This window comes from Bradyrhizobium sp. NDS-1 (genome assembly GCF_032918005.1).
In the GTDB taxonomy this organism is placed as follows: Bacteria; Pseudomonadota; Alphaproteobacteria; order Rhizobiales; family Xanthobacteraceae; genus Bradyrhizobium; species Bradyrhizobium tunisiense.
In genome coordinates this window covers 3,020,744-3,044,174 of sequence record NZ_CP136628.1, presented here as the reverse complement: position 1 = coordinate 3,044,174, position 23,431 = coordinate 3,020,744, and the positions used below count along the sequence as shown (strand labels likewise).

The 23,431-nt window shown below is 64.9% G+C and carries 25 protein-coding genes; 14 read left to right on the top strand and 11 right to left on the bottom strand.

Annotated features, from left to right (window positions below; all coding sequences use genetic code 11):
- Positions 1-122 precede the first annotated feature (122 nt).
- Positions 123-923: a thioesterase family protein gene (locus tag RX330_RS14045; protein ID WP_317243381.1), complete on the top strand. Its 801-nt coding sequence runs from the start codon at positions 123-125 to the stop codon at positions 921-923.
- Here RX330_RS14045 and RX330_RS14040 read toward each other — a convergent pair.
- On the bottom strand, positions 911-1,735 hold the full coding sequence (locus RX330_RS14040; RefSeq protein WP_317243380.1) for a helix-turn-helix domain-containing protein: 825 nt from the start codon (positions 1,733-1,735) through the stop codon (positions 911-913). The two genes, RX330_RS14045 and RX330_RS14040, sit on opposite strands and share 13 nt — an antisense overlap.
- Positions 1,736-1,775: 40 nt before the next feature.
- On the bottom strand, positions 1,776-2,597 hold the full coding sequence (locus RX330_RS14035; protein ID WP_317243379.1) for a helix-turn-helix domain-containing protein: 822 nt from the start codon (positions 2,595-2,597) through the stop codon (positions 1,776-1,778).
- Positions 2,598-2,698: 101 nt separating this feature from the next.
- On the opposite strand from RX330_RS14035, the gene RX330_RS14030 reads away from it, so the two are divergent.
- Positions 2,699-2,929 carry a hypothetical protein gene (locus RX330_RS14030; protein WP_317243378.1) on the top strand — a complete coding sequence of 77 codons (231 nt, stop codon included), beginning with the start codon at positions 2,699-2,701 and terminating at the stop codon, positions 2,927-2,929.
- 35 nt (positions 2,930-2,964) lie between these two features.
- Positions 2,965-3,363: a hypothetical protein gene (locus RX330_RS14025; protein ID WP_212081698.1), complete on the top strand. Its 399-nt coding sequence runs from the start codon at positions 2,965-2,967 to the stop codon at positions 3,361-3,363.
- A 927-nt stretch (positions 3,364-4,290) separates the two neighbouring features.
- On the opposite strand, the gene RX330_RS14020 is transcribed toward RX330_RS14025, so the two are convergent.
- Positions 4,291-5,145 carry a LysR family transcriptional regulator gene (locus RX330_RS14020; protein ID WP_317243377.1) on the bottom strand — a complete coding sequence of 285 codons (855 nt, stop codon included), beginning with the start codon at positions 5,143-5,145 and terminating at the stop codon, positions 4,291-4,293.
- Between the two features lie 160 nt (positions 5,146-5,305).
- On the opposite strand from RX330_RS14020, the gene RX330_RS14015 reads away from it, so the two are divergent.
- From RX330_RS14015 to RX330_RS14005, 3 genes are all read left to right on the top strand, one after another.
- Positions 5,306-6,130 carry an oxidoreductase gene (locus RX330_RS14015; protein ID WP_317243376.1) on the top strand — a complete coding sequence of 275 codons (825 nt, stop codon included), beginning with the start codon at positions 5,306-5,308 and terminating at the stop codon, positions 6,128-6,130.
- A gap of 47 nt (positions 6,131-6,177) precedes the next feature.
- Positions 6,178-7,026, top strand: coding sequence for an alpha/beta fold hydrolase (locus tag RX330_RS14010; protein ID WP_317243375.1), 849 nt, complete (start codon positions 6,178-6,180; stop codon positions 7,024-7,026).
- Positions 7,027-7,128: 102 nt separating this feature from the next.
- Positions 7,129-7,659 carry a VOC family protein gene (locus RX330_RS14005; RefSeq protein WP_317243374.1) on the top strand — a complete coding sequence of 177 codons (531 nt, stop codon included), beginning with the start codon at positions 7,129-7,131 and terminating at the stop codon, positions 7,657-7,659.
- Positions 7,660-7,731: 72 nt separating this feature from the next.
- Here the strand turns inward: RX330_RS14005 and RX330_RS14000 are convergent, their stop codons facing one another.
- Positions 7,732-8,301, bottom strand: coding sequence for an SET domain-containing protein (locus RX330_RS14000; RefSeq protein WP_317243373.1), 570 nt, complete (start codon positions 8,299-8,301; stop codon positions 7,732-7,734).
- A gap of 164 nt (positions 8,302-8,465) precedes the next feature.
- Here RX330_RS14000 and RX330_RS13995 point away from each other — a divergent pair, with 164 nt between their 5' ends.
- A complete protein-coding gene (locus tag RX330_RS13995; protein WP_317243902.1) occupies positions 8,466-9,071 on the top strand; it encodes a hypothetical protein in 606 nt (201 codons plus the stop codon).
- Here the strand turns inward: RX330_RS13995 and RX330_RS13990 are convergent.
- Together RX330_RS13990 and RX330_RS13985 are read right to left on the bottom strand one after the other, a co-directional pair.
- Positions 9,068-9,547 (bottom strand): DUF6321 domain-containing protein, encoded by a 480-nt coding sequence (locus tag RX330_RS13990; protein WP_317243372.1) that lies wholly within the window; start codon positions 9,545-9,547, stop codon positions 9,068-9,070. The two genes, RX330_RS13995 and RX330_RS13990, sit on opposite strands and share 4 nt — an antisense overlap.
- Before the next feature lie 202 nt (positions 9,548-9,749).
- Positions 9,750-10,481: a TetR/AcrR family transcriptional regulator gene (locus RX330_RS13985; RefSeq protein WP_212081703.1), complete on the bottom strand. Its 732-nt coding sequence runs from the start codon at positions 10,479-10,481 to the stop codon at positions 9,750-9,752.
- 105 nt (positions 10,482-10,586) lie between these two features.
- Between RX330_RS13985 and RX330_RS13980 the strand changes: the two genes are divergently transcribed.
- The 5 genes from RX330_RS13980 to RX330_RS13960 all read left to right on the top strand — a co-directional run bounded on the left by RX330_RS13980 (position 10,587) and on the right by RX330_RS13960 (position 14,462).
- On the top strand, positions 10,587-11,984 hold the full coding sequence (locus RX330_RS13980; RefSeq protein ID WP_317243371.1) for a carotenoid oxygenase family protein: 1,398 nt from the start codon (positions 10,587-10,589) through the stop codon (positions 11,982-11,984).
- An 81-nt stretch (positions 11,985-12,065) separates the two neighbouring features.
- Positions 12,066-12,383 carry a hypothetical protein gene (locus tag RX330_RS13975; protein WP_317243370.1) on the top strand — a complete coding sequence of 106 codons (318 nt, stop codon included), beginning with the start codon at positions 12,066-12,068 and terminating at the stop codon, positions 12,381-12,383.
- Between the two features lie 180 nt (positions 12,384-12,563).
- On the top strand, positions 12,564-13,118 hold the full coding sequence (locus RX330_RS13970; protein ID WP_212081707.1) for an inner membrane-spanning protein YciB: 555 nt from the start codon (positions 12,564-12,566) through the stop codon (positions 13,116-13,118).
- A 106-nt stretch (positions 13,119-13,224) separates the two neighbouring features.
- The gene (locus tag RX330_RS13965; protein ID WP_212081715.1) at positions 13,225-13,521 is read left to right on the top strand and encodes a hypothetical protein; all 297 of its coding nucleotides are present in this window, start codon (positions 13,225-13,227) and stop codon (positions 13,519-13,521) included.
- Between the two features lie 20 nt (positions 13,522-13,541).
- Positions 13,542-14,462 (top strand): SH3 domain-containing protein, encoded by a 921-nt coding sequence (locus RX330_RS13960; RefSeq protein ID WP_317243901.1) that lies wholly within the window; start codon positions 13,542-13,544, stop codon positions 14,460-14,462.
- A gap of 259 nt (positions 14,463-14,721) precedes the next feature.
- On the opposite strand, the gene RX330_RS13955 is transcribed toward RX330_RS13960, so the two are convergent.
- On the bottom strand, positions 14,722-16,380 hold the full coding sequence (locus RX330_RS13955; protein ID WP_317243369.1) for a fumarate hydratase: 1,659 nt from the start codon (positions 16,378-16,380) through the stop codon (positions 14,722-14,724).
- Between the two features lie 209 nt (positions 16,381-16,589).
- Here RX330_RS13955 and RX330_RS13950 point away from each other — a divergent pair, with 209 nt between their 5' ends.
- Positions 16,590-17,063 carry a hypothetical protein gene (locus RX330_RS13950; protein ID WP_317243368.1) on the top strand — a complete coding sequence of 158 codons (474 nt, stop codon included), beginning with the start codon at positions 16,590-16,592 and terminating at the stop codon, positions 17,061-17,063.
- Positions 17,064-17,401: 338 nt separating this feature from the next.
- Positions 17,402-17,575, top strand: coding sequence for a hypothetical protein (locus RX330_RS13945; RefSeq protein ID WP_212081729.1), 174 nt, complete (start codon positions 17,402-17,404; stop codon positions 17,573-17,575).
- A 92-nt stretch (positions 17,576-17,667) separates the two neighbouring features.
- Here RX330_RS13945 and RX330_RS13940 read toward each other — a convergent pair whose 3' ends face one another.
- From RX330_RS13940 to cckA, 4 genes are all read right to left on the bottom strand, one after another.
- The gene (locus tag RX330_RS13940) at positions 17,668-18,372 is read right to left on the bottom strand and encodes a glutathione S-transferase (protein ID WP_317243367.1); all 705 of its coding nucleotides are present in this window, start codon (positions 18,370-18,372) and stop codon (positions 17,668-17,670) included.
- 204 nt (positions 18,373-18,576) lie between these two features.
- Positions 18,577-19,272 carry a lectin gene (locus RX330_RS13935; protein ID WP_212081733.1) on the bottom strand — a complete coding sequence of 232 codons (696 nt, stop codon included), beginning with the start codon at positions 19,270-19,272 and terminating at the stop codon, positions 18,577-18,579.
- A 144-nt stretch (positions 19,273-19,416) separates the two neighbouring features.
- Positions 19,417-20,412, bottom strand: a complete 996-nt coding sequence (locus RX330_RS13930) for a Tim44 domain-containing protein (RefSeq protein ID WP_212081735.1) — start codon at positions 20,410-20,412, stop codon at positions 19,417-19,419.
- Positions 20,413-20,707: 295 nt separating this feature from the next.
- Entirely contained in the window at positions 20,708-23,287 is a 2,580-nt protein-coding gene (gene cckA, locus RX330_RS13925) for a cell cycle histidine kinase CckA (protein WP_317243366.1), read from the bottom strand.
- Positions 23,288-23,431 lie beyond the last annotated feature (144 nt).

Sequence of the window (23,431 nt, the reverse complement as noted above, 5' to 3'; positions counted from 1 at the left end):
CGAACCGGACACGACGCAAGGCACCGGTCCTGCATGGCTCACGACTTCACCTCTGCGGTTATTGCGACAGGTCCCGCCGGCCCGGATACTCGCGGCCACGATGCAGCCGAGGAGACACCGCAATGAGCGCCATTTTCAGGCCGGAAGGCCATCAGTTCCGGGCCACGGAGCACGCCGGCGGTCCGTGGTCGCCGGACATGTTGCAGGGAAGCGCCACCACTGCGCTCATGACCCGCGAGGTCGAGCGTCTCGCCGCCGAATCCGGCTTCGCGGTGCGGCGCCTGACCTTCGATCTGTGGCGGCCGGCAGGCCTGCGCGCCTTCAGGACCATCAGCGAATTGCTGCGCGACGGCCGCAAGGCCAAGACCTTGCATGTGCGGCTGATGGACGGCGAGACCGAGATCGGCCGCTGCACCGCGCTGCTGACGGCGCCGAGCGCAGGCTCGCCCGTCGATCCCTTTGCGAGGCAAGCGGCGGCCGACAAGGCGCCAGAGGCGGGCGTCCCGCCGCCGGCCTTCGCGCAGAAATGGAGCCGCTATTTCCAAAACGTGTCGGTGCGGCTGATCGAGGGCGCGCTGGAAAAGCCGGGCCCGGCGGCCGCCTGGATGCGGCTCGACTCGCCGCTGGTCGAGGGCGAGCCGAACACGCCGCTGTTGCAGGCGGTGCAGGCCGCGGACTTTTCCAGCGGCGTCGCGCAGATCGTCGACATGCGCGAATGGACCTTCATCAACCCGGAGATCAGCCTCTATTTTTTTCGTCCGCCGGAGAGCGAATGGATCCTGATCCGTGCCGCCACACGCGTCGGTGCCAACGGCGCGGGCCTCACCACGGCAACACTGAGCGACCTCAAGGGGCCGTTCGCGGAGGTGATGCAGGCCATGAGCTTTGAACGACGCGACGCCATGCAAGCTCAGGCGTCCTGAGCCGAGAGCGCGATCAGGGCGGCCTCGGATACGGCATCAACAGGCATGAACATCTCGACACGAAGCTCCTGCAGCGTCACGTCCTGCGGCGTGCCGAGCGTCAGCACCGCGCCAATCAGGCCGATGCCGACCTCGCCCTTGCGCAGGCGCACCTCGCAGAGCGGTCCCGGCACGGCGTTGTCCTCGATCCCAAGCATGGGAAGCTCCGGCAAGCGCATCAATTCGCGCCAGGTCGATTGCAGGGCCTCATCGAGCGGCGCGGCCATCGCTTCATGGCGCGCCCGCGCAAGCAGCGCTGCCGCAACAGTCGGCCAGTTCTCGACGAAAGGCTTGAGCTCGTTCGGCGCGAGAAACATGCGCATGTGATTGAGCGGCCGCTGCATGCGCTCAGAACCGAGCAGCATGGTCATCAGGCGCGAGGCGGCGCGATTGGCCTGCTTTACGTTCCAGCGCCGGTCGGTCACGATCGCGGGGAACGGCTCGTGCCGTCGCAGCAGAAGATCGATGGCGCGCTGCGCATCGGCAAGCTCGGGCGCGGCGAGATCGCGCTCGCCATATTGCCGGGCGAAGCCGCCGGCCTCGAGCAGCGCGTTGCGGTCGCGCAGGGATAAATCCAGAGCGGATGCGAGCTGCAACAGGATGTCTCGGCTCGCCGCGGCCTTGCCGGTCTCGACATGGCTCAGATGCTTGACCGAGATGCCGGCCTCGAACGCCAGCTCCGCCTGACTTAGCGCGCGGCGCATGCGCCAGGCGCGCAGGAGATCGCCGACCGGGTTGACCGGCCGTAAGGGCCGGGAGGATCGTGTGTCCATCGGCAGATTATGCGGGGGCCGCTCCCGCCTGTAAACGCCGCTATGGCAAAGCGGTCGCCATGTGCTTCAGCCGTTCGGCGGTGCGCTCGTCCGCCGGAAAGAAGGTCTCCAGTGCCAGCTCCGACAGCGTGATGTCGACGGGCGTGCCAAACACCATGGTGGTGGAGAAGAAGCTGAGGATCTCGCCCTGATGTCGCAGCTTGAACGGGATCGCGACATTGTCGCTCGACAGCGGCGCCGAGCGCGCCGGAATGGGATAGCTCTTCAGATCGTTGTAGAGCTTGATCAGCTCGGGATCGGCGGTCGCCTCGCATTGCCGGTGCAGCCGCTCCAACAGGTGCCCGCACCATTCCGCGAGATTGACGGTGCGAGATGCCAGCGCCTCCGGATGGAAGGCGAGCCGCAGCACGTTGAGCGGCTGGCCGAGCAGACGCTGCGGGATGCCCTCGAGCAGCGGCGCCACCATGCGATTGGCGGAGATCAGGTTCCAGTGCCTGTCCACTGCCAGCGCGGGATTGGGCTCGTGCGCCCTGAGGACGATGTCGATCGCCTGGCGGGCTGATTTCAAGGCCGGATCCTCCAGCTGGCGCTGCGGGAATGCCGGCGCGTAGCCGGCGGCGACCAGCAGCACGTTGCGTTCGCGCAGGGGCACGTCGAGACGCTCGGCGAGCCTGAGCACCATGTCGCGCGAGGGCGCAGCGCGGCCGGTCTCGACGAAGCTTAGGTGACGTGCCGAGATCTCGGCCTCACCGGCCAGATCGAGCTGGCTCATGCGGCGGCGCTGCCGCCATTCGCGCAAATGATCGCCGATATGGATCGGCTGGCTACGTTCGGCCTGGGCCGTGGATGCATGTGCGTTCATGACCCAAAACCTACCACGCAGATTTCGGCCCTTCCATTACCCGCGAGGTAATCGAATTGGCCCGCGGGTCGGCGCATCTTCGGTTGCAACAGGAGATGACCATGATCGCGCTGCTGCTCTACCGGACCGTCGCAGACCACGTCGTGCCCTGGGCGATGGCATTCGCAACCCGGATGCTGGCGCGCAGTCTCAACATGCCCGAGCCGCTCGTGCATTCGACCGGCGATTATGTCGTCGCGCGGGTCATCGCCTTCGAGCACGGCGTCGGCAGGAGCCTCTGTCCGTACCGCCTCGCCCGCCTCGTCCGCGCCTGGTGGCGCGGATTGCGCTGACGTCCCTTCCCCAACCTCAACCAAGGAGAACCACGATGATCGAAGCATCCACCTTCCTGCGCCGCGCCCTGCTCGCCGATGCCGTCTTCAGCGGCGTCGCCGCGCTCGGATTCACTTTTGGCGCAGGCGCCTTCGCGGCGCTGTTCAGCCTACCCGAGGCGCTGCTGCGCGAGACCGGCTTGTTCCTGATCGCCTATACGGCGCTGGTCGGCTGGCTCGCCTCGCGCGCCGCGGTGCCGAAGCCGCTCCTGCTCCTCGTCATCATCGGCAACGCCGCATGGACGGTCGGCAGCATCGGCCTGCTGCTGTCCGGCGCGGTGTCGCCGAACCTTGCAGGCGAGCTGATGGTCGTGGCGCAGGCCATCGCCACCGGCGTGTTCGCCGAGCTGCAATATGTGGGATGGCGCAAGAGCGGGACTGCGGTCGCGGCGTGATGGCTCCCGTGTCCCGGACGCGCTGCAACGCTTTTGGCGTTGCGGCGCAGAGCCGAAGGACGCCGCGTCCGGGGCACAACAGCACCCGCGTGGCGCTCGCCTCTCCATGTCATTGCGAGCGTAGCGGAGCAATCCAGATTGCCTCTACGGAACCAGCCTGGATTGCTTTGTCGCATCTGCGCAAAATTGCTACGCAATTTTGTCGCTGAGCTCCTCGCAATGACGGAGCAAGGTGCATCGTCGGCATTCTTACCACTCTCAGTTAAACTTACAGACGCGCCTCCGCAGTCTCGCGGCGCGTTTCGCCCAAGGCTTGCTGTCGCTCAGCGCCCCTTGATAGCCAAAGGGCGCAGGGAAGGCCGGGCGCCGGCGGCACCCGAGTCCGTGTACAAGAAAAATGCACACGGGCTGGACTACAGGTGATGCCGGTCGCCCGGCCTTCCCTGCGCGGATGGTTTTAACGGTGTCCTTCGTGCTCTCCTCGGGGAGCGTTGCACTATTGCCCCCGTCGCCTCGCGGATGGCTGATGCACGTACCCGGTCGGGCCGCCGCATCACCGCAAGCCTTGACGCCAGAACCCCGGGCGTCGGGACCACACGACTTCTCCGTCCGCGGACGGCCTGGCCTCAGCGTCCGGGGCTTAGTGTGCGCACCCCGGACCATTGACCAAACCGCTGTGACCGCGCCGTGTCGTATGCGCGTTGTGCCGGGACTCAACGGTCGCCCGTCCCTGTCCTCACGCCAATCGCGCCGGCGCTACCGCGTCCACCGCACCCCGGCCCGCATCTCGTGACGATCGCGAAGCGCCCCTCTGGGAGGGCCGGGATGGAAGACGTATGCCACAAATCCGAAATTCGGAAAAGCGATATATTTTTGTCGGGAGGGATTGACGGGTTTGGGGTGTTTTGCCCGACGGGTCGTGCCGTGCTATGCGGCTGCGTTCACGAGATGGTCCGATACCGTCGAAATGAACGCGCGAAGACGCCCAAGACGCCGTAGGTCTCGGTGGTATCCCATCCAAATGTCTCGCGCTGGCGGCAGCGTCGGCAGATCCAGTCGACGGATACCAGGGATCTGATTGCCGACGACGCGGGGCAGGACAGCGATGCCGACGCCTTCCCTGCACATGCGTCCCTGGACGTTGCGGTTGTTCGATCGCAGGAGCGGTCTTGCGTTGGGGAAACTCTCGATGAGCCACGCGATGTCGGGGAAGTGGGGCGTGGATGGCGCGATCAGCCGGAAACCAGCCCCATCGCCATATTTGGGATCAGCCGCCTCCTCCGCGATGTAGACGCCGTATTCGAGCCTGAAGAGCCGCCGCTGGATCACATCGGCAGTGTCGAACGGAACGGCACGAAAAGCGACTTCGGCCTCCCGCTGGGCGAGGCTGAACCGGCGCGTGCCGGTCAGGATTTCAACGTCGACATTGGGGTATGCGTTCGAGAAATCCGCCAGAATGGGAGGCAGGACATAGGCCCCGAACCAGTCCGTTGATGAAATGCGCAGATTGCCTTTGAGATTCTGCTCCCGTCCCGCAAGCCGGCGCTCCATGGCCAGCGCGCCTTCTTCCATTTGCTCGGCCAGCGCGATGATTCCGTGGCCCTCATCGGTCAGAACAAGACCGTCCGCTGTGCGCTGGAAGAGCGTGTGACCGATTGCCTGCTCGAGTGCGCGAAGGCGCCTGCCGACGGTCGGATGGCTTGTCCGAAGCGAACGCGCGGCGCCTCCGAGCGTGCCGGATCTCGCAATAGCAAGAAAGATTCTGACGTCACTCCATTCCATCGCGACCACCCACACAAAACTGAACGCCGAGAGTACAGGAACATCACTTAACGAACAAATCTAAGCAGCTAGATTCCCGCCATCGTCCGAAGCGCGTCCTTCTGGGAATTCCGCCCCCATGAGGGCGGCTGCGTGGGTGAAACAACTCGGAGAAGAAGTTATGAAAACCTGGCTCATCACAGGCTGCTCAAGCGGCTTCGGCCAGCGGCTCGCGCTCGCTGCAGCCCAGCGCGGCGATCGGGTTATAGCGACGGCCCGCAATGTCAGATCGATCCGGGCAATGGCTGAGCCTTTCGGCGGCCGCATGATCACCTTGCCACTCGACGTGACCGATGCGGCGGCAGCCAAGGCAGCGGTTGCGAAGGCGGTCGAGACATTTGGCGGGTTTGACGTGCTCGTGAACAATGCCGGCTACGCACTGTTCGGCGCGATCGAGGAAGGCACGCCCGAAGAATATCGGCCGATGTTCGATGTAAACGTCTTCGGTCTGATCGAAACCACCAGAGCCGCGCTACCCGTCTTACGACGTTCGGGCGGAACGATCGTCAACATGTCGTCCGGTGCGGGTATCGAGGGCCGCGGCGGCGGAGGCTATTACCACGCCGCCAAGTTTGCTGTGGAAGGAATTTCCGAAGCGCTCGCCGGCGAGCTGAAGCCGTTCGGAGTCCGCGTGCTGGTCGTCGAACCCGGGCCGTTTCGCACCGATTTCCTTGGCCGATCGATCATGATGGCGGCCAACGAGATGCCTGAATATGCCGCAAGCTCACGCAAACACTATCGCGAAACCAGCAACGGCAATCAGGCGGGCGATCCCGACAAGGCGATCGCGGTGATCCTGCAGGCCGTCGACGCCGAGGACTCCCCGCTCCATCTGCCGCTCGGCCCCGCCGCGCACGCGATCGCCGAGAGAAAGCTGGCGGCCTTCCGCAGTGACATCGACGCCTGGCGTGACATCACGATCGCCACTGATTTCGACCAGCCCTGAGCGCTGTGCACGCGCTCTATCTGACACCCATCTGACTGGAAGCGATCATGATCGCAGCTTTGAACGGGTTTACCCAGCAGCTGGTGCCGGTGAATGGCATCAAGATCAACGCCGTGACGGGGGGTTCAGGCCCGCCGATCCTTCTGCTTCACGGCTGGCCGGAAACATGGTGGGAATGGCACAAAGTGATGCCGCTGCTAGCCGAGCATTTCAGCGTGGTCGCCATGGACCTGCGCGGCGCGGGCTTTTCCGACTGCCCCCTCGACGGCTATGACAAGGCGACGATGGCGCGCGACGCGCATGAAGTGATGGTTGCCCTTGGGCACCAACGCTACGCCGTGTGCGGACATGACATCGGCGGAATGGTTGCCTTGCCGCAGGCCGCCATCCATCGAGAGGCCGTTACCCACCTGGCCGTCCTCGACGTTCCGCTTCCCGGCTGGACCGGATGGGAAGCGACGACCGCAAGGCTCTGGCACTTCAGCTTCCACATGAACCGGGACTTACCCGAGCGCCTGATTCATGGCCGTGAATATGACTATGTTTCGACCTTCATGGCAGAGCGGTTCTACGATCACAGCACCTTCAACCCGGCGGACATCGAGATCTACGCTAAGGCGATGGCGCTTCCTGGCCGCACGCGTGGCGGCATGGAATGGTACCGCACGCTCGCCGCCGATCATGCGACTGCGCTCGCGTACAAGAAGCAACCGCTCGAGATACCGGTGCTTGGCCTGGGTGGGGACCAGCGGTTCGGCGCTCAGATGGTGCCGATGCTCAAGGAGTTCGCCACCAATGTGAGGGGCGGCTCGATCGCGCGATGCAGCCACTATGTCGCGGACGAGCGGCCGGATGAAGTCGCAGCCGCCCTGATCGATTTCCTCAAGGCCAATTGAAACTCAGCGCCCGCGCCGTCTTGGGCCGGGCGGATCGCGAGGCTGCCGCGAATTGCACCGCAGCGATCGCGATGGATCGATTAAACAGCAAAGGAGACTGTCATGACTGCACCCGTCATTCGCGGCGTCAATCATATCGGCATCACGGTGCCCGACATCGAAGCAGCAAAATCGTTCCTGGTGGAAGCTTTCGGCGGCCAGGTGATCTACCAGTCCTTCGGACCGCCGGATCCGCCGCGGCACGGACCCGAATTCGAACGGGCCGTCGGCGCTTTTCCCGGAACGGTCGTGCGTGCGCAGGCGATGGTCAAGATCGGCACCGGACCCGATATCGAGCTCTTCGAGATGCACGGTCCCGAGCAAGCAAAGCCGATCCGGGCGAGCGACCTCGGCATCACGCACTTCGCTCTCTACACCGACGACATCGACGCATCGGTCGAGCGCTTCGCGAAGGCGGGAGGCACTCCTCTCACCGCGCCGCGCGCTATTCCCTATGCAACCGAGAAAGGTCCTGGAAACAAGGTCTGCTACTGCCGCATGCCATGGGGCACGACGATGGAATTCATCACCACGCCGGACCGCATGGCCTATCATGACCAGACAGATCTGCGCAGGTGGCAGGACGAGGACTGAGCAGGGCGCGAGAAGGGACCCGCATCAGCTCATTCGCGGCGATCCTGACGCTGTCAGACCACGAAAGAAGCGCTACACCTTGGCCCGGCCGGCCTTGCCGGCGAAGTGCTTGCCGTTGAGCTTCTTCTTTTTGGCGGCGGCTTTGGTCTTCGAAGCCTTGGCGACCACCTTCTTGGCCTTGCGCGCCTTCACCTTGGCGGCTTCCGCCCGCGCTTCGGCGCGCAGCTTCTTGCGCTTCTTCTCGCAGGAGTCGCACTTGCAGCCGATCGGCTTCAGATAGGCTTTGAAATAGTCGGTGCCGTAATCGTAGTTGATCTCGTCGCCCGGCTCGATGTTCTTGATCGCGCGGATGAAGACCTTGCGCTCGCGCGGGCGGACGTCGGATTCCGCATTGGGACGGCAGGAATGGTTGATGTAGCGGGCGAGGTTCTTGCGCACCGAGCCGTCGATGGTCCAGCGCCCGTTGAGCTCGAACAGATATTTGTTCTCGATCTCGTCGTGGGCGGGAATCCGCGAATCCAGGATCGGTCCGTAATAGCGGATGATCCGGGTGCCCTTCTTGATCGGCTTGGTGGCGAAGAGGCCGAGTCCGGTCTTGGAGCGGCCGACGCGATAGGGTTTGTTCGACGATGTGGCTGGCATGATCAAATAAAGGAGGACGCGAACGAGGCTGGAGGGCCCAAAGCGAATCCGCTCTTCTAGAACGATTCCGCGCCGCTGTCAGGTATATCCCGCCCCTGTTTGAACCTTGCCCACAATGAAGACGTCTGATGGTACGAAGTTCCCGTACCGTCAAAGCCCTCATGATGAACCACTTCACCCGCACTGGCCTCGCTGCCTTGATGATTTGTATCGGGCTCAACAGCGCCAGCGCCCAATCCATGGGCAGCACCTACACCTCGACGGCGCCAAAGAACTGCCGCCAGATCGGCAAGCCCAGCGAGCTCGACGGCAGCACGACGCGCATCTGTCCGGGCAAGGACGGTCTCATGGTGCTGATCGCCGAGGACGATCTTCGCGAAATCGTCTCCGTCGGGCGCAACCGCAAGAAAGCGGCGGAGGAACCTGCGGCCCAAGTCTGGTTCGGCCCGTTCAATTCTTCCGAGACGACCATCGAATGGCGCGCCATGGACGCAAAGCCGTTCGCGATCATCCAGCGCTGGCATATCGCCGACAGCAGCGATCCCGACAAGCAGGGGCGGCCGAACACCAGGGCCATGCTGGTCGTGACCCGACTGCCGCCGGGCGCGGTCTGCCATGTCGCCTATGTCGATGCGGCCGCCAATCCCACCGCCAATGAGCTCGCACGCAAGGCCGCCGACGATCTCGCCCGCGGCTTCACCTGCGGCAAGGACGAGGTGAAGATCATCGGCACGCGCGGCCGCGCCGTCGAGCTCGCGACGATGCGCTAGCCTCTCGCCTTGGCGCGCCGATAGCGCGCCAGCAGCCGTTCTCCCTTGGCCGCGATGCGCCGCGCCGCCGCCACCGTTTTCGGAACCGGCTCGCCCCAGGCATGCGCCGACAATGCGTGGCGGGTCGGCTGCCCCTCCGCATCGACCAGCGGCGGCAGTTTCGTGCGGCCATAGAAGCGCACGGCCCAGCTGCCTTTCCGCCGCATCTCCTGTGGCGTCATCTCTGATTCCTTCTTGGTGACGCCGGGCCGCAATTGGGCGCCCTGCTTGCGCGCAAACGCCTTGCGGCCCGCCGCGGTCAGGCCGCCGCGTGGATCCCTTTCGCGCGCGGATGCGCTGCGCTTGCGGGTCTTGGCTTTCTTCGTGGTGCGCTTGCGGGTCTTCTTCGCAGACGTCTTCGACTTTTCTTTTGACGTTTTCGACCTTGAAGTTTTCTTGGAGCTCTTGGTCTTGGAGGATTTCTTCTTCGCTGCCATGCGCATGTTGTCCACGAGGTTGGGATAAGAGCGACCAGCGCGGCGGGCGCGCGCTTTTGCCGCCGATTTCTGCGCGGGACTGAGATGCTTTGAGGACTTGCCGGCCCGCTTGCGGGGATTCGAGCGTTTCCAGGGAGCACGAGCTGTTTTTGCCATGCGGCGTCAACGCCTGATCACGGCAAGAGTTGCGCAGGTCCGTCGATCAGCAGCTCGGCAGCTTCGCCGTAACGGGCGCGGTCAGCATCGCCTCCAGGAGCCGCTCGGCCGTGGTTCCTTCCGGCAGCCGCTCCAGAATATCCTTCAGTCGGCCGTCGAGCAGAAGCGTGGTGAAGCCGTGGACCATGGACCAGGCCCGTGCGATCGCGGCGCCCTGGTTCAGCGTCAGCGCGTCGCCGCTGATCTGCTCCTGCCGCATCATGCCGACCGCATTCGCAAGTCCGGCGAAGGAGGCTTCGGCCGCCTCGTGCAGCGAGGGCCTGGAATAATCGAGCCGCTCGGTGCGGAACATGATGCCGTACATGCCGGGATGAGCCTGCGCGTAGGCAACATAGGCTTTCGGGCGCGCCAGCGCATGCTCGAGCGGCGTGGAGGCGGCATTGGACGAGGCAGCCATCGCGTCGTTGAACTGGCGGAAGCCGATCGCCGCAAGCTCGCTCAGCAGCCCGGTGAGGTCGCCGAAGTGATGGGTGGGGGCGGCATGCGAGACGCCCGCCTCGCGCGCCACGGCGCGCAATGTGAGACCGGCGAGCCCATCGCGTTCCAGCACCCGTTCGGCGGCCTCGAGCAGCGCCTCGCGCAGGGCGCCGTGATGGTACGGCGTCTCGGTCTTCGCGCTTCCCGCGCGGCGTGGTGCACGCGGTGCCGCGATCGAGGCCGCTCTTCTGGGGGCGCGCGAGCTTCGCGCGGTGTCGCTCTTGGTGTCGGTCTTGGTCATTTGCAAGCTATATGACGCAATATTGACAGTGTAAAGATTTCGCTTGACTGATGCGGCAATCGGCGCTATCTAATCTTTACGATGTAAAGATAGGGAGGATATGCCGTGCAGCACGACTCCGTCACCGAGCGCCGCAACAATATCGCGCCGATCCCGTTCGAAGCGGACGCGCCCTTCCTGAAGATCATCGGCGAATTGCCGCGCGAGCTGAACGGCGTGCTCTATCGCAACGGCCCCAATCCGCAGTTCGAATCTCCCGGCGCGCATTGGTTCGTCGGCGATGGCATGCTGCACGCCTTCCATCTCGAGAACGGCCGCGCCAGCTATCGCAATCGCTGGGTCCGCACGCCGAAATGGCTCGCCGAGCATGATGCCGGCCGCGCCCTGTTCGGCGGCTTCGGCCGCAAGCTGCCGGATGCTCCCGCCGATCTCACCGATGGCGGCGTTGCCAACACCAACATCATCTTCCATGCCGGCAAGCTGCTGGCGCTTGAAGAAGCGCATCTGCCGACCGAGATCGAGCCGGGCACGCTGGCAACGCGCGGCTATCACGATTACCAGGGACGCGTCGCCGGCAGTTTCACGGCGCATCCGAAGATCGACCCTGTGACCGGTGAGCTGGTGTTCTTCGGCTACAACGCGGCAGGTCCGCTGACGCCTGCCCTCTCCTACGGCTCGATCGATGCCTCCGGCAAGGCGACGCGCATCGAGCGGTTCGAGGCGCCCTATGCCAGCATGGTGCACGACTTCATCGTCACCGCGAACCACGTGCTGTTTCCGATCCTCCCCATTACCGGCAGCATGGAGCGCGCAATGAGCGGACGGCCCCCCTATGCCTGGGAGCCGGACAAGGGCGCCTATGTCGGCGTGATGAAGCGGAGCGGCACGACCAAGGAGATCGTCTGGTTTCGAGCTGAGGCCTGCTACGTCTTCCACGTCATGAATGCGTGGGAGGACGGGAACCGCATCGTCGCCGACGTCATGCAGTTCGAGGAGGCGCCGCTGTTTCCCCATCCCGACGGCCGTCCAACCGATCCGGAGAAGTCGCGCGCCCGGCATTGCCGCTGGACCTTCGACCTCTCAGGCAATACCGACCGCTTCCAGCAGACCTATCTGGACGATCTCACCGGCGAATTCCCGCGCATCGACGACCGCCGCGCCGGGCTGAGAAACCGTCACGGCTGGTACGCCTGCGCCAACCCGCGGCTGGCGATGTTCGGCGCGCTCTCCGGCGTCGTCCATGTCGACGGCTACGGCCGGCGGCTCGGCCATTATCTGCTGCCGGCCGGCGACACCATCTCCGAGCCGGTATTCGTCGAACGATCGAAGGATGCGACTGAGGGCGATGGCTGGCTGCTGGCGGTGGTCTGGCGCGCGCGGGAGAACCGCAGCGACCTTGCCGTGTTCAACGCCACCGATGTCGAGGCGGGACCCGTCGCGCTGGTGCAGCTCGGCCACCGCGTGCCCGATGGTTTTCACGGCAATTGGGTGGGGGCGGCATAGGAGCTGTCATTCCGGGGCGCGACGAAGTCGCGAGCCCGGATCCATTGGCAGCATTACGCGTAGCGAAATGGATTCTCAGATGTGCAATTGCGCACCGTAGCTCGACGCTTCGCCTCGCCCGGAATGACAGAAGAGTTTCACATGCCCTCGATCACTGCAGATTGCCTGGCCGTCCTCGTCCTGACCTGCGCCGCGCTCACGCCGCAGATGGTGCGGCGGCCGCCGGACGGACAGCCAATCTTCAACGGCGGCATCTTGCTCGTCGCCGGCATCCTGTTCGCCGGCACGCTGCCGGTTCTCTCTCGTCTGCCCTGGGCTGCCATCGCCGAGGAGGCATCCGAGCAAGCGCTCGCTGCGATTGAGCTCTTGCAGGCTGCCTACATCATTTTGACACTGTAAAGATTGCGCTTGACCGGCCGCATCGGTGTTGGCGGGTAGCATCCCGGCCTGGGGCCTCGCGGCCGCTTTCGCCGCCCGCAAGAGGGCCATCTGTTCACAAAGTGATATCCCGAGTATCGCCGGACCAAGTATGGTAGATCCACCCGCGCATTGCCCAACGCCCCGCTGAACAGGATCACGATGAAAGACGTATTTGCCCGTCTCGGCTCCGATCTTTTCTCCGCCATCCTCTTCCTGGCCGTCTACCTCATCACCGACAATATCGTCCTGGCGACGGCGGTGGCGATCGCCGGCGCGTTCGCGCAAGTGATCTATGCCCGCGTCAAGGGACAGCAGCTCAACTACATGACCTATGCGAGCCTCGCGCTCGTCGTTGGACTGGGCGCGATCACATTGCTCACCAACGATGCCCGCTTCATGCTGGCAAAGCCCGCGATCGCGCATTTCGCGATCGGCCTCATCATGCTCAAGCGCGGCTGGATGCTGCGCTACATGCCGCCGATCGTCGTCGAGACGGTTCCGGAATATGTGACCGCCGCGGGCTATGCCTGGGCGGCGCTGATGTTCGTGATCGGCGCCGGCATGATCGTGGTCGCCTCCACGGGCGATCTGAAGCTGTGGGCGTTCTATCTCACGGTCGTCGCGGGCGGTGGCAAGATCCTGGCCTTTGCCCTCCAATACGTCGTTCTGCGCCTCATCGTCAGCAGCCGCCGGCGTGCCGCTGCCCGCGCTTAAATGCCTCCCATGCAGGGTTAGGCAGCCGCGCCGAGTTGGGTTATAGGCTCGCCTCAGGACTGGCCGCGGATCGTCGCGGTCCGCCGGGATTGTTCGGGAGACGGGAATGGCCGTGGACGGCAACTGGAATCTGACCATGACGACGCCGATGGGCGAGCGCCAGGCGACGTTGAGCCTGAAGGCTGCGGGCGGCACGCTCACGGGCACGCAAGGCGCGGAAGGTAATACCGCCGAGATCTTCGACGGCACCGTCTCCGGCGACAACGTCTCCTGGAAGGTCTCGATCACCAACCCGATGCCGCTCACGCTCGAATTCACCGGTACCGTCTCGGGCGACAACATCAGCGGCGAGATGGGCATCGGCCCCATGGGCAGCTTCCCGTTCACGGGCGCGCGGGCGTAACGCCCTCGCGTTGCATGAGCATGCATTGGCTTCGCTTCGTCGCGGCAACGATCCTCTCTGTCGCGACACAAGCGGCGATTGCGGACGACAACGAACCGGCGTGGCGCGCAAGCGCGCTCGCCTTCGTTCCCGCTGGTTATGTTGGCGGCACGGCTTATCGAACCGAAGGCACGACGGGTTACCTCGCCGTCTATCCCGCAACATCGAACGATCCGAAGACTCCGGCCAGCGTATTCGCTGCGCGTCAAAGTCTCGTCGTCACGCTGACCCCGGATGCAACCCGCGCGGTCTCAGCCGAATTGAAGTCGCGCTCCGAGCCGGCCCCTGACGACGACGAGACAGATTTCGCTCAACTGCACGCCGAGCTCGCGGCAAAGCGCAAAACCCTGCCCGAGGGCACCGAGCCCTGCGCTCTTGGCGCGTGGTCCATCGACAAGGATCCTGCTGGCCTCAACGTGCGCGCGGAGCCCTCGGTAAAGGCGCGCGTGCTCGGCACCTTGCCGCCGCCCTACCGGCTGAAGCTGGGCGGCACCGAGAACACGCCCGAGGGCGGCTGGCTGACGGAATTCCGCATCATCGGCTTCCGGGATGGCTGGTTCCTGATCGAAGGCGCCAAGCCGCCGGGCAAGGACTACGAGGACGAGAAACGATATCCGCGCAACGCGCCAAAGCCCTATGCCGGGCGCGGCTGGGTCGCGGCCAACAAGGTCGGCGCCAGCTATGCCAATGGCTCCGCACGTGCGGGTGGGCTGTTTCAGGCGCCCTTCGTCGACGCCAAATGGACGCCCGCCCAGCGCGAGCTCGGCGGCCCGGTCGATGCCGATGGCGGCCCGAAACGGCTTCTCGCCTGCAGCGGATATTGGGGGCTCGTCGAGAGCCATGACGGCGTCCGCGGCTGGTGGCGCGCGTTGTGCTCGAACCAGGTCACGAATTGCAGCTAAGCATCTGATTACCTCGCTCCGCAGCGGCAGAGCGGTCTGCAGGTACGCGTGGCGAGGGCTGAGCAAGCGCCTCGTCCTTCGAGACGACCGCTTCGCGGTCTCCTCAGGATGAGGCTGAGCTGCGTCAGTGTTCTTGGCCGCGACCGCGTACTCCGCCCTCATCCTGAGGGCCCGCCAACGGCGGGCGTCTCGAAGGATGCGCCGCAGGCAAGCTGCGCCCAAGCCAGTCGTCTCGCCCCAAGCATGGGCGAGCGAAGAGCTAGCCCAGGTTCAACTCCTTGAAGAAGTCGTTGCCCTTGTCGTCGACGATGATGAAGGCCGGGAAGTCGACGACTTCGATGCGCCAGATCGCTTCCATGCCGAGCTCGGGATATTCGAGCACCTCGACCTTCTTGATGCAGTGCTCGGCAAGGTTCGCCGCGGCGCCGCCGATCGAGCCGAGATAGAAGCCGCCATATTTCTTGCAAGCCTCGCGCACGGCCGGGGCGCGATTGCCTTTGGCCACCATCACCATCGAGCCGCCGGCAGCCTGGAACTGGTCGACGAAAGAATCCATGCGGCCGGCCGTGGTCGGGCCGAACGCACCGGACGCGTAGCCTTCGGGCGTCTTGGCGGGGCCGGCATAGTAGACCGGATGGTTCTTGAAATAATCCGGCAGCGGTTCGCCCCTCTCCAGCCGTTCGCGCAGCTTGGCATGGGCGGAATCGCGCGCCACGATCATGGTGCCCGTCATCGAGACCCGCGTCTTGATCGGATGCTTCGAGAACGTCGCCAGGATGTCCTTCATCGGCTGATTGAGGTCGATCTTGACGACCTCGCCGCCGAGCGCCTGTTGTTCGACCTCAGGCAGGTACTGTGCCGGGTTGTGCTCGAGCTCCTCGAGATAGACGCCGTCTTTGGTGATCTTGCCGAGCACCTGACGGTCGGCCGAGCAGGACACGCCGAGCCCGATCGGCAGCGAGGCGCCGTGCCTGGGCATGCGGATCACGCGCACGTCGTGGCAGAAATATTTACCGCCGAACTGCGCGCCGACGCCGAGGCTTTGCGTCATCTTGTGGATTTCCTTCTCCATCTCGACGTCGCGGAAAGCGTTGCCATCGGGCGAGCCGTGTGTCGGCAGCGCATCGAGATAGCGCGCGGAAGCGAGCTTCACCGTCTTCATGCACAGCTCGGCCGAGGTGCCGCCGATCACGATGGCGAGGTGATAGGGCGGGCACGCCGCGGTCCCGAGGGTGAGGATCTTCTCTTTCAGGAAGGCCAGCAGCCGGTCCTTGGTCAGAACCGAAGGCGTCGCCTGGAACAGGAAGCTCTTGTTGGCGCTGCCGCCGCCCTTCGCCATGAACATGAACTTGTAGGCGTCATCGCCCTCGGCGTAGATCTCGCACTGCGCCGGCATGTTGTTGGCGGTGTTTTTCTCCTCGTACATCGAGAGCGGCGCGACCTGCGAATAGCGCAGATTGCGGCGCAGGTAAGCATCGCGCGCGCCTTCCGACAGCGCAGCCTCGTCGTCCCCGTCGGTGATGACGTTGCAGCCCTTCTTGCCCATGATGATCGCAGTGCCGGTGTCCTGGCACATCGGCAGCACGCCGCCGGCGGCGATATTGGCGTTCTTCAAAAAGTCCAGCGCGACGAACTTGTCGTTCGGGCTCGCCTCGCCATCCTCCAGGATGGCGCGGAGCTGCTTCAGATGGCCGGGCCGCAGGTAATGATTGATGTCGCCGAAGGCCGCCTCCGACAGCGCCCGCAGCGCCTCGCGCGACACCACCAGCATGTCCTTGCCCAGGACCTTCTCGACCCGGACGCCCTCGGCCGTGATCTTCTTGTAGGGCGTCTCGTCCTTGCCCAGCGGGAACAGCGGGGTGTGCTTGTAGGGCGGAACCGGCTTGGACTGGTCGGGAAAGGCGGTCGGAGCGTTCATGGGCGGATCTCGGGGTTTTGGGCCTCGCGGGGCCTCGGCATAGAAGCGTTCTAAGCCCATTTTGAGCGGAAAGGGAAGGGAACGGCGTGCATAGGGGAGATAAGCCCGGGCTCAGGAAGGCATTGGTACAGCACGTGGAAAGGCCCGCGCCCGCCCTTGCACTCCGGACGCGACGACGGTTGAATGCGGGCGCTAAGGGGCTTTTCATCATGACATTGAAACTGAACGTCCGCGGCGCGATCCTGGTCGCCGCCGCCATCACCGGCCTTGTGACCCTCGCCTCGCCCGCGCGTGCCGACCGCTGCGATGACAGCGCCAAGGAGCTGGCGAACCAGGTCGACCGGCTCAAGGTGAATTTCCGCGCGGCCAACGTGGTTTACCTGACGCACCCGGCGGCCAAGGAGCTGTCGGTCGGCTGCCGCGGCGACAAATATACCATCGAGCTCTACGCCAAGGGTGATCGCAAGCCGACTCCGGAATTCTATGCGCTGGTGGGGTCGATGGCCGCGATCGTCTTCACCGTGACCAAGGACGACACCACGACGGGCGCGACACGCTGCCTAAAGCGGATGGGGCTGCTGCGCGGCGACAAGGTTAGCATGCGTTATCGGCGGCTCAACATGGAGTGCACCCGCACCAAGAAGGACGCGTCGATCGCCATCACGCGCGGCAAGGACGAATAGGCGGGTTCTTTTCCTCCACACTTGCTGCCGACACGGTGCACGTGTGGCGCGACGCTGCCTGCCACATGCACCGTCATTGCGAGCGAAGCGAAGCAATCCAGTTGTCTCCGCGGAGGGACTGGATTGCTTCGTCGCATCAGCGCAAAAATTGCTTCGCAATTTTGTCGCGAACTCCTCGCAATGACGCGGAGAGATGTCGTGGTGTCTCGCGTGAACGGCACGTGCGGGAGACGACCCGTCTTGCCGCGCCAAATCCCTCGCATTTTAGCGATTGCCTTGAAGGAATTTTCGCTCCTCACGGCGCAGGCTGAATTGCTTCCATGTGTGAGGATTTGCGGATGAAGGTTTCTACCGTAGCGCCGCCGCCGATCGCGATCGTGGTTCCGAACTACGACACGACCAGGCAGCAGGACGATCAGACCAAGGTCAAGGACGAGAATCCGACCTTCAAGCCGCAGCCGCCTGCGCCGCTGCCGCCGGGTCAGGGCACGCGGATCGATCAGCTCGCCTGATCAGGCCTGCCGAAGCTGAAGCGCCCGATCCGGTCGATCGGGCCGTTCGCGCGTCCGCACATGGTACGCCGGAACGCTGCACCGACCTTCGGCTAACCATCCAGTTCGCGATAGCGACGGAAGATGCCCTGCTCGTTGAAGGGAATGCGGCGTCGGCTTTCGAGATAGGCCTTGATGTTCGGCCGCGCGGCGACCCGATCGTGCAGGCTGACGAGACCCGGAATGTCCGCCTCGAACGCCGTCATGCGCTTGGGGAAGGCATAGCGCAGCCCCGCGACGATCTGGAACAGAGACAGATCGACATAGGTCAGCCTGCGGCCGGTGACATAGGCACCGCCATTCTCGTCGAGAAGCTGTTCGAAATAGCCGAGATATTTCGGCACGCGCTCGCTCCAGAAATCGGCAGTGCGCTTCTTCGCTGGCGGCTTCTGGTCCTCGTAATAGAGCGAGGGCCCGAGCGGATGATGCGTGTCGTGGATCTCGACCACGAGGTCGCTGATGGTGAGCTGAAGCTGGTGCACCCAGAGCCGGCCGGCTTCCGTCTTGGGCGCAAGCCCGTGGCGAGCGCCGAGATAGAGCAGGACATTGGCGGTCTGGCCGATGACGAGCTTGCCCGCTTTCAGGAACGGCGGCGCAAAGGGTGGCGTACCCTTCGCGTCCATCATCTTCATCATCGCAGCCGTGCCGCGCGGTCCGCGCGCGACGTCGACGTAAGCGGCGCCCGCTTCCTCCAGCGCCAGCCGCACATATTCACCGCGGCCCTGGATCTCGGGCCAGTAGTAGAGCTCGTATTTCATGAGAGAGGTCCGTGAACGTGAACGCGTACGGACCAATGTAGCATGCGGCTCGGGGTTCCGTCAGAGTGAGACGGAGCGTTCGCGCAACCCGCTCGTCATTGCGAGCGCAAGCGAAGCAATCCAGACTGCTCTGCGGAAAGACTCTGGATTGCTTCGTCGCTTCGCTCCTCGCAATGCGAGCGGAAAGAGCTTCGCGCCCTTAACTCAGTTCGCGGCAAAACAATACAGCAAGCCGTCGCCGCCGGTGCTCTTCAGATCGGCCTGCGAGCAGCCGCCCTCGGGACCCCGCGAGGGGTGCGAGCTATTCCAGGACTTCGACGGTTCGTCGTCGCGCAGGCCTCGCCGATCGGCATGGCCGACGACCGCGGCGCCTTGCGTGCTCGACGTCCAGTTCTTGCAGGTCTTGTCGTCACCGGCGGCGAACGCGGTGCCGTCGGGTTGCGTTCCCGTCAGGATGTCGTGCCGGTTCGGCGTATCGCCGGCGCCGTTGATGACCTCCCCTTTCTCGCTGAGCGCCGTCTGCTTGGTGAGGTTGTTGGCCGCGCCGTGCAGTTCGGCAACGTCCTTGGCGATCACCGTGCCCTTGGCGTTCTGCCACGGTCCCTTGCCGATGCGGTCCTTGGCATTGACGGCCGGCTTGCCGTCGGCGGCCTGCGTCGAGAGATAGGCGCGCCAGGTCTTCGAACCGGCGCCGCCGGCCTGGGCAAGCTTCTGGCATTGTGCATCGGCTCCCTCGAGGCCGCCGAGATCGGCGCCCTTGCCCGGGCCGCTGGAGGTCACGAAGAACGTCATGTCGGCCGACTGCGCTTGCGCCGATGGCGCCGCCAGCAAGGCCGTTACAAATACGGCCTTGGCCAGCGCAAGGCCCGAAATCGTCACGGTTCTGTCGATGCGGATCATGTTGTCCTCCCGTTGTGTTTGTCGTTGGCCGCCTCATGTCAACCCGAAGCGGGCCTGCTTATTCCGATGCGGCGATACCAGACGCCGCAATGAAAAAGGCGCCGTGCGGAAGCACGGCGCCTTGGTTTCTCACTCCGCGAGCGATCAGTTGGTCTGCTGGATCGCCGACAATTCCCAGCCGCTGCCGGGCCGCCGGGCAAACGTCCAGACCTCGGTGACTTCGCCCGGCTGCTCGCTGCCGGCGACGACCGTGCCGCTGTTGCGGTCCAGCGTCTTGTCGGTGAGCGCAAAGCGCAGCGCCACCGTGGCGTAGTCGGTCTCGCCTTCGCGCCAGGCTTCGGCGAGGTCGCCCTGCAGAAGCTTGACGTCGGTCACCTTGTTGACGACGTTGCGCGTCCGGTTCTGGGCGAGGTCCTGCTCGAAATAGGACACCATCTCCGGCGTCGCGAGCGTGTGCAGCTTGGCCACGTCCTCGTTCGACCAGGCGGCCTGGATCTCGCCGAGCAGACGCTCGAACGACTCGTAATCGTCAGGCTTGATCTCGAGCGGCGCGTTATTGGCATTGGCGCCGAAGCCGAAGCCGCCGAGGCCGCTGCGCTGGTTCGGCTGCGGTCCGGGAGCTGCGCCAGCGTCGGCATTGGCGTAAGCCGGCTGCGGCGTGTGACGGCGCTGCCACCAGGACATTGCCAGCCGCACCACCAGCACCACGAGCACGATCTGGATGATCAGGCCCAGGATCGAGGACAGGCCGCCGAGGCCGCCGAACAGGCCGCCGCCGAACAGCATGCCGAGCAGGCCGGCACCCAGGAAGCCGGCCGCAAGGCCGCCCATGAAGCCGCCAGCCTTACCGAACATGCCGCCACGCGCGGGCGCGGCAGCAGCCGAGTTCATCCCTGCACCCGGCTGGGTGTAGGTGCGATTGAATTGCGAGGCCGAGCCGGGCGCCGTCGTGGTCGGGGGCGGAGCCGAATAGGTGCGCGAGCCGCGTGAACCCGACGAGCCGCCTCCGCCGACGCGCGCATCGGCGGACGAGATCGCCAGCGCAGTCGGCAGCGCAAGCGCCAGCACGACGGCCATCGTCTTGAAGAGATTGCGGGAGCGTAGCGAGAGCTTCATGTGCGTTTCCCAAATCCCCGGCATGGGGACGTGCTCCTAAGATGGGCAGACTTCCCGAAAAGTGAAGCCGGTTTCGGGACCTATGGCTGCGGCCCTCAGTCGCGGGGATGTGGCAAAAGCCCATATTTGGCGGGGGGTTGGCCGGATGCGCGAGGGAACCGTGGTCGCCGGTTACCGACGGTTTTGAGGCGGGATTTCCGCTCTTTCCCCGTCATTGCGAGCATAGCGAAGCAATCCAGACTGCCTCCACGGAGACAGCCTGGATTGCTTCGTCGCAAGCGCTCCTCGCAATGACGGAGAACGGGGCGAGAGCGCTCCCTCACCCCTGCTTCGTCATCGTCTCCTTCACCGCCGCCACGAGCTGGCTGAGCGTGAACGGTTTAGGAAGGAAATCGAACTGCTGGCCTTCGGGCAGGCTCTTCTCGAAGGCATCCTCTGCATAGCCTGAGACGAAGATGAACTTGATGTCGGGATTCTTCTCCCGCATCGCCTTCAAGAGCGTCGGGCCGTCCATCTCGGGCATGACGACGTCGGAGACGACGAGATCGATCCCGCCGCTCTGCTCCTCGAGCACTTCCATCGCCTCGACGCCGTTCTCGGCTTCGACCACGGTGTAGCCGCGCGAGCGCAGGCCGCGTGCGTTCAGCGCGCGCAGGCCCTCTTCGTCCTCGACCAGCAGGATGGTGCCCTGCCCCGTCAGATCGGTTCGCGGCTTGGCCTCGACGGAAGCGGCTTCCTTCGCGGCGCCGTTGGTCGCGCCGGCCGCAGCCGCCGGCTGCTCGACCTGCGCCTCGGGCTCGGCATGGTGGCGCGGCAGGAAGATTTGGAACGAGGTGCCCTGCCCCGGCTCGGAGTCCACGTAGATGAAACCGCCGGTCTGCTTGACGATGCCGTAGACCGTCGAAAGGCCAAGGCCGGTGCCTTTGCCCACTTCCTTGGTCGAGAAGAACGGCTCGAAGATCTTGTCGCGGATGTCGGCGGGAATCCCGGTGCCGGTGTCGGAGACCTCGATCCGCACATAGTCCGCGGCCGGCATGCCCTTGTAGGCGAGCTTGGCCGCTTCCTCGGTGGTGACGTTGGCGGTGCGGATGATCAGCTTGCCGCCGTCGGGCATGGCGTCGCGGGCGTTGACCGCGAGATTGACGATCACCTGCTCGAACTGGGAGACGTCGACCTTGACCGGCCAGAGATCGCGGCCGTGGATGGTCTCGTGCTTGACCTTCTCGCCGATCAGGCGACGCAGCAGCATGGCAAGATCGCTCAAGGCATCGCCGAGATCGAGCACCTGCGGCCGCAACGTCTGCCGCCGCGAGAACGCCAGCAGCTGACGGACCAGCGTCGCGGCGCGCGTCGCGTTCTGCTTGATCTGCATGATGTCCTGGAACGACGGGTCGGTCGGCTTGTGCGCGTTCAGCAGGAAGTCGTTCGCCATCATGATGGCGGACAGCACGTTGTTGAAGTCGTGGGCGATGCCGCCGGCGAGCTGGCCGACGGTCTCCATCTTCTGCGACTGGTTGATCTGGTTCTCCAGCGCGCGCCGCTCGGTGGTCTCGAGCATGTGCACGATGGCGGCTTCCGCCTCGTTCTCGGCCGCGTCGACCGGCGTGACGAAGAACTGGCCCCAGCGCTCCTTGGTCCCCTCCAGCGCCACCTCGACGGGAGCGATGTCGGCCCGGCCTTCGGCGGCCTGGTTGATGGCCGCGATCAGCAGGTGCCGGTCGCGAGAATTGACCGCGCGGAAGATCGACTTGGAGGCGCTGTCGAGCCCGAGGGCCTGTCCGAGCTTGGCATAGCGAGCGTTGGCGCGCACCACGTTGCCGCCGCGATCGACGGTCGCGATCGCCATCGGCGTGTGGTCGAAGAAGCGCATGAAGCGCACTTCGGCGGCGCGGTCGGGATCGCTGCGCTCGTCGCGGGCGCGGCTGATCACGAGCGTGCGCGAGGGGCCCGGCGCGCCGTCGGCGCCGAAGGCGAGCTTGTGATAGAGCCGCACCGGCATGGTCTTGCCGCTGCGGATGCGCAGATCGATGTCGAAGACCTCGGTCTTCACCTCGCCCGGCACCGCCACGATCGAGGTCAGCAGCGAGGCGCCGTCGCCGGAGACGATGTCGGTCAGCTTCAGGCCGCCCGAGCCGATCTCGGCGAGGTCGTAGTCGAGCCAGTTCGCCAGCGTCGCGTTGACATAAGCGAGCTCGCCGGCCGGATTGACCGAGAAGAAGCCGCACGGCGCGTGATCGAGATATTCGATCGCATGCTGGAGCTCCTGGAACACGTCCTCCTGACGCTCGCGGTCGCGGGTGATGTCGGCGATCGACCACACCGCGTATTTCGACTCGCGCTTGCCCGTCCCGAGCGGGCGCACCCGCATGCGCAGCCAGCGGCCCTGGCTGCCGTCCTGGCCGGAAATGCGCACCTCTTCCTGCTGACGCTTGCCTTCGCGCGCGGCCTTCAGCAGCCGGAACACGGCTTCTGAGACATCGGGGTTGCCGATGAAGACGCGTTCCACCGGGCGCACGTCCTGCGGGCCGGAGGCGCCGGTCAAGGTCAGGTAGGCTGCATTGGAATAGACCACGTGGCCGCGGGCATCGGTGACCGCGAGCCCGTCGAATCCATGATCGGCGATCCGCCCCACGACGGGATCATCGAGACTGCGGTCGGCGAAGCGGATGATGCCGGCGGCGAAGGCGAACAGGTTGAACAGGCCGACCATGGCCAGCACGGCGAGGATGCCGAGAATATAGGGCTGCGCCTGCGCGCGCCCCAGCGTCATCAGCCCGACGGCGACGGCGACGAGGCCGGCGGCCACCAGCAGCACCAGCGCAATGCTGCCCGAGCGCGGCGACGGCTCATGCGCCGCAACGGGCTCGCGTGGGAGGTCGTGGTCGGTTTCGGCTGTCATCTCAAGCTGGCGCGGCCTGTCGGCAGAGAATCAACGCGCCACGGGGCGCGTGGGGTCCTCCCTGCCTGAATCGGACCCTGAGGTGCAAGGGCAGCAGAGGCGAAAGGTACGCTGATTCCCAGATTACGGCCATTTCCGGTATTT

Bases quoted from the DNA above. Each gene is read 5' to 3' on its own strand.
- RX330_RS14045 (WP_317243381.1), top strand. From the start codon at position 123: ATGAGCGCCATTTTCAGGCCGGAAGGCCATCAGTTCCGGGCCACGGAG.
- RX330_RS14040 (WP_317243380.1), bottom strand. From the start codon at position 1,735: ATGGACACACGATCCTCCCGGCCCTTACGGCCGGTCAACCCGGTCGGC.
- RX330_RS14035 (WP_317243379.1), bottom strand. From the start codon at position 2,597: ATGAACGCACATGCATCCACGGCCCAGGCCGAACGTAGCCAGCCGATC.
- RX330_RS14030 (WP_317243378.1), top strand. From the start codon at position 2,699: ATGATCGCGCTGCTGCTCTACCGGACCGTCGCAGACCACGTCGTGCCC.
- RX330_RS14025 (WP_212081698.1), top strand. From the start codon at position 2,965: ATGATCGAAGCATCCACCTTCCTGCGCCGCGCCCTGCTCGCCGATGCC.
- RX330_RS14020 (WP_317243377.1), bottom strand. From the start codon at position 5,145: ATGGAATGGAGTGACGTCAGAATCTTTCTTGCTATTGCGAGATCCGGC.
- RX330_RS14015 (WP_317243376.1), top strand. From the start codon at position 5,306: ATGAAAACCTGGCTCATCACAGGCTGCTCAAGCGGCTTCGGCCAGCGG.
- RX330_RS14010 (WP_317243375.1), top strand. From the start codon at position 6,178: ATGATCGCAGCTTTGAACGGGTTTACCCAGCAGCTGGTGCCGGTGAAT.
- RX330_RS14005 (WP_317243374.1), top strand. From the start codon at position 7,129: ATGACTGCACCCGTCATTCGCGGCGTCAATCATATCGGCATCACGGTG.
- RX330_RS14000 (WP_317243373.1), bottom strand. From the start codon at position 8,301: ATGCCAGCCACATCGTCGAACAAACCCTATCGCGTCGGCCGCTCCAAG.
- RX330_RS13995 (WP_317243902.1), top strand. From the start codon at position 8,466: ATGAACCACTTCACCCGCACTGGCCTCGCTGCCTTGATGATTTGTATC.
- RX330_RS13990 (WP_317243372.1), bottom strand. From the start codon at position 9,547: ATGGCAGCGAAGAAGAAATCCTCCAAGACCAAGAGCTCCAAGAAAACT.
- RX330_RS13985 (WP_212081703.1), bottom strand. From the start codon at position 10,481: ATGACCAAGACCGACACCAAGAGCGACACCGCGCGAAGCTCGCGCGCC.
- RX330_RS13970 (WP_212081707.1), top strand. From the start codon at position 12,564: ATGAAAGACGTATTTGCCCGTCTCGGCTCCGATCTTTTCTCCGCCATC.
- RX330_RS13965 (WP_212081715.1), top strand. From the start codon at position 13,225: ATGGCCGTGGACGGCAACTGGAATCTGACCATGACGACGCCGATGGGC.
- RX330_RS13960 (WP_317243901.1), top strand. From the start codon at position 13,542: ATGCATTGGCTTCGCTTCGTCGCGGCAACGATCCTCTCTGTCGCGACA.
- RX330_RS13955 (WP_317243369.1), bottom strand. From the start codon at position 16,380: ATGAACGCTCCGACCGCCTTTCCCGACCAGTCCAAGCCGGTTCCGCCC.
- RX330_RS13950 (WP_317243368.1), top strand. From the start codon at position 16,590: ATGACATTGAAACTGAACGTCCGCGGCGCGATCCTGGTCGCCGCCGCC.
- RX330_RS13945 (WP_212081729.1), top strand. From the start codon at position 17,402: ATGAAGGTTTCTACCGTAGCGCCGCCGCCGATCGCGATCGTGGTTCCG.
- RX330_RS13940 (WP_317243367.1), bottom strand. From the start codon at position 18,372: ATGAAATACGAGCTCTACTACTGGCCCGAGATCCAGGGCCGCGGTGAA.
- RX330_RS13935 (WP_212081733.1), bottom strand. From the start codon at position 19,272: ATGATCCGCATCGACAGAACCGTGACGATTTCGGGCCTTGCGCTGGCC.
- RX330_RS13930 (WP_212081735.1), bottom strand. From the start codon at position 20,412: ATGCCGGGGATTTGGGAAACGCACATGAAGCTCTCGCTACGCTCCCGC.
- cckA (WP_317243366.1), bottom strand. From the start codon at position 23,287: ATGACAGCCGAAACCGACCACGACCTCCCACGCGAGCCCGTTGCGGCG.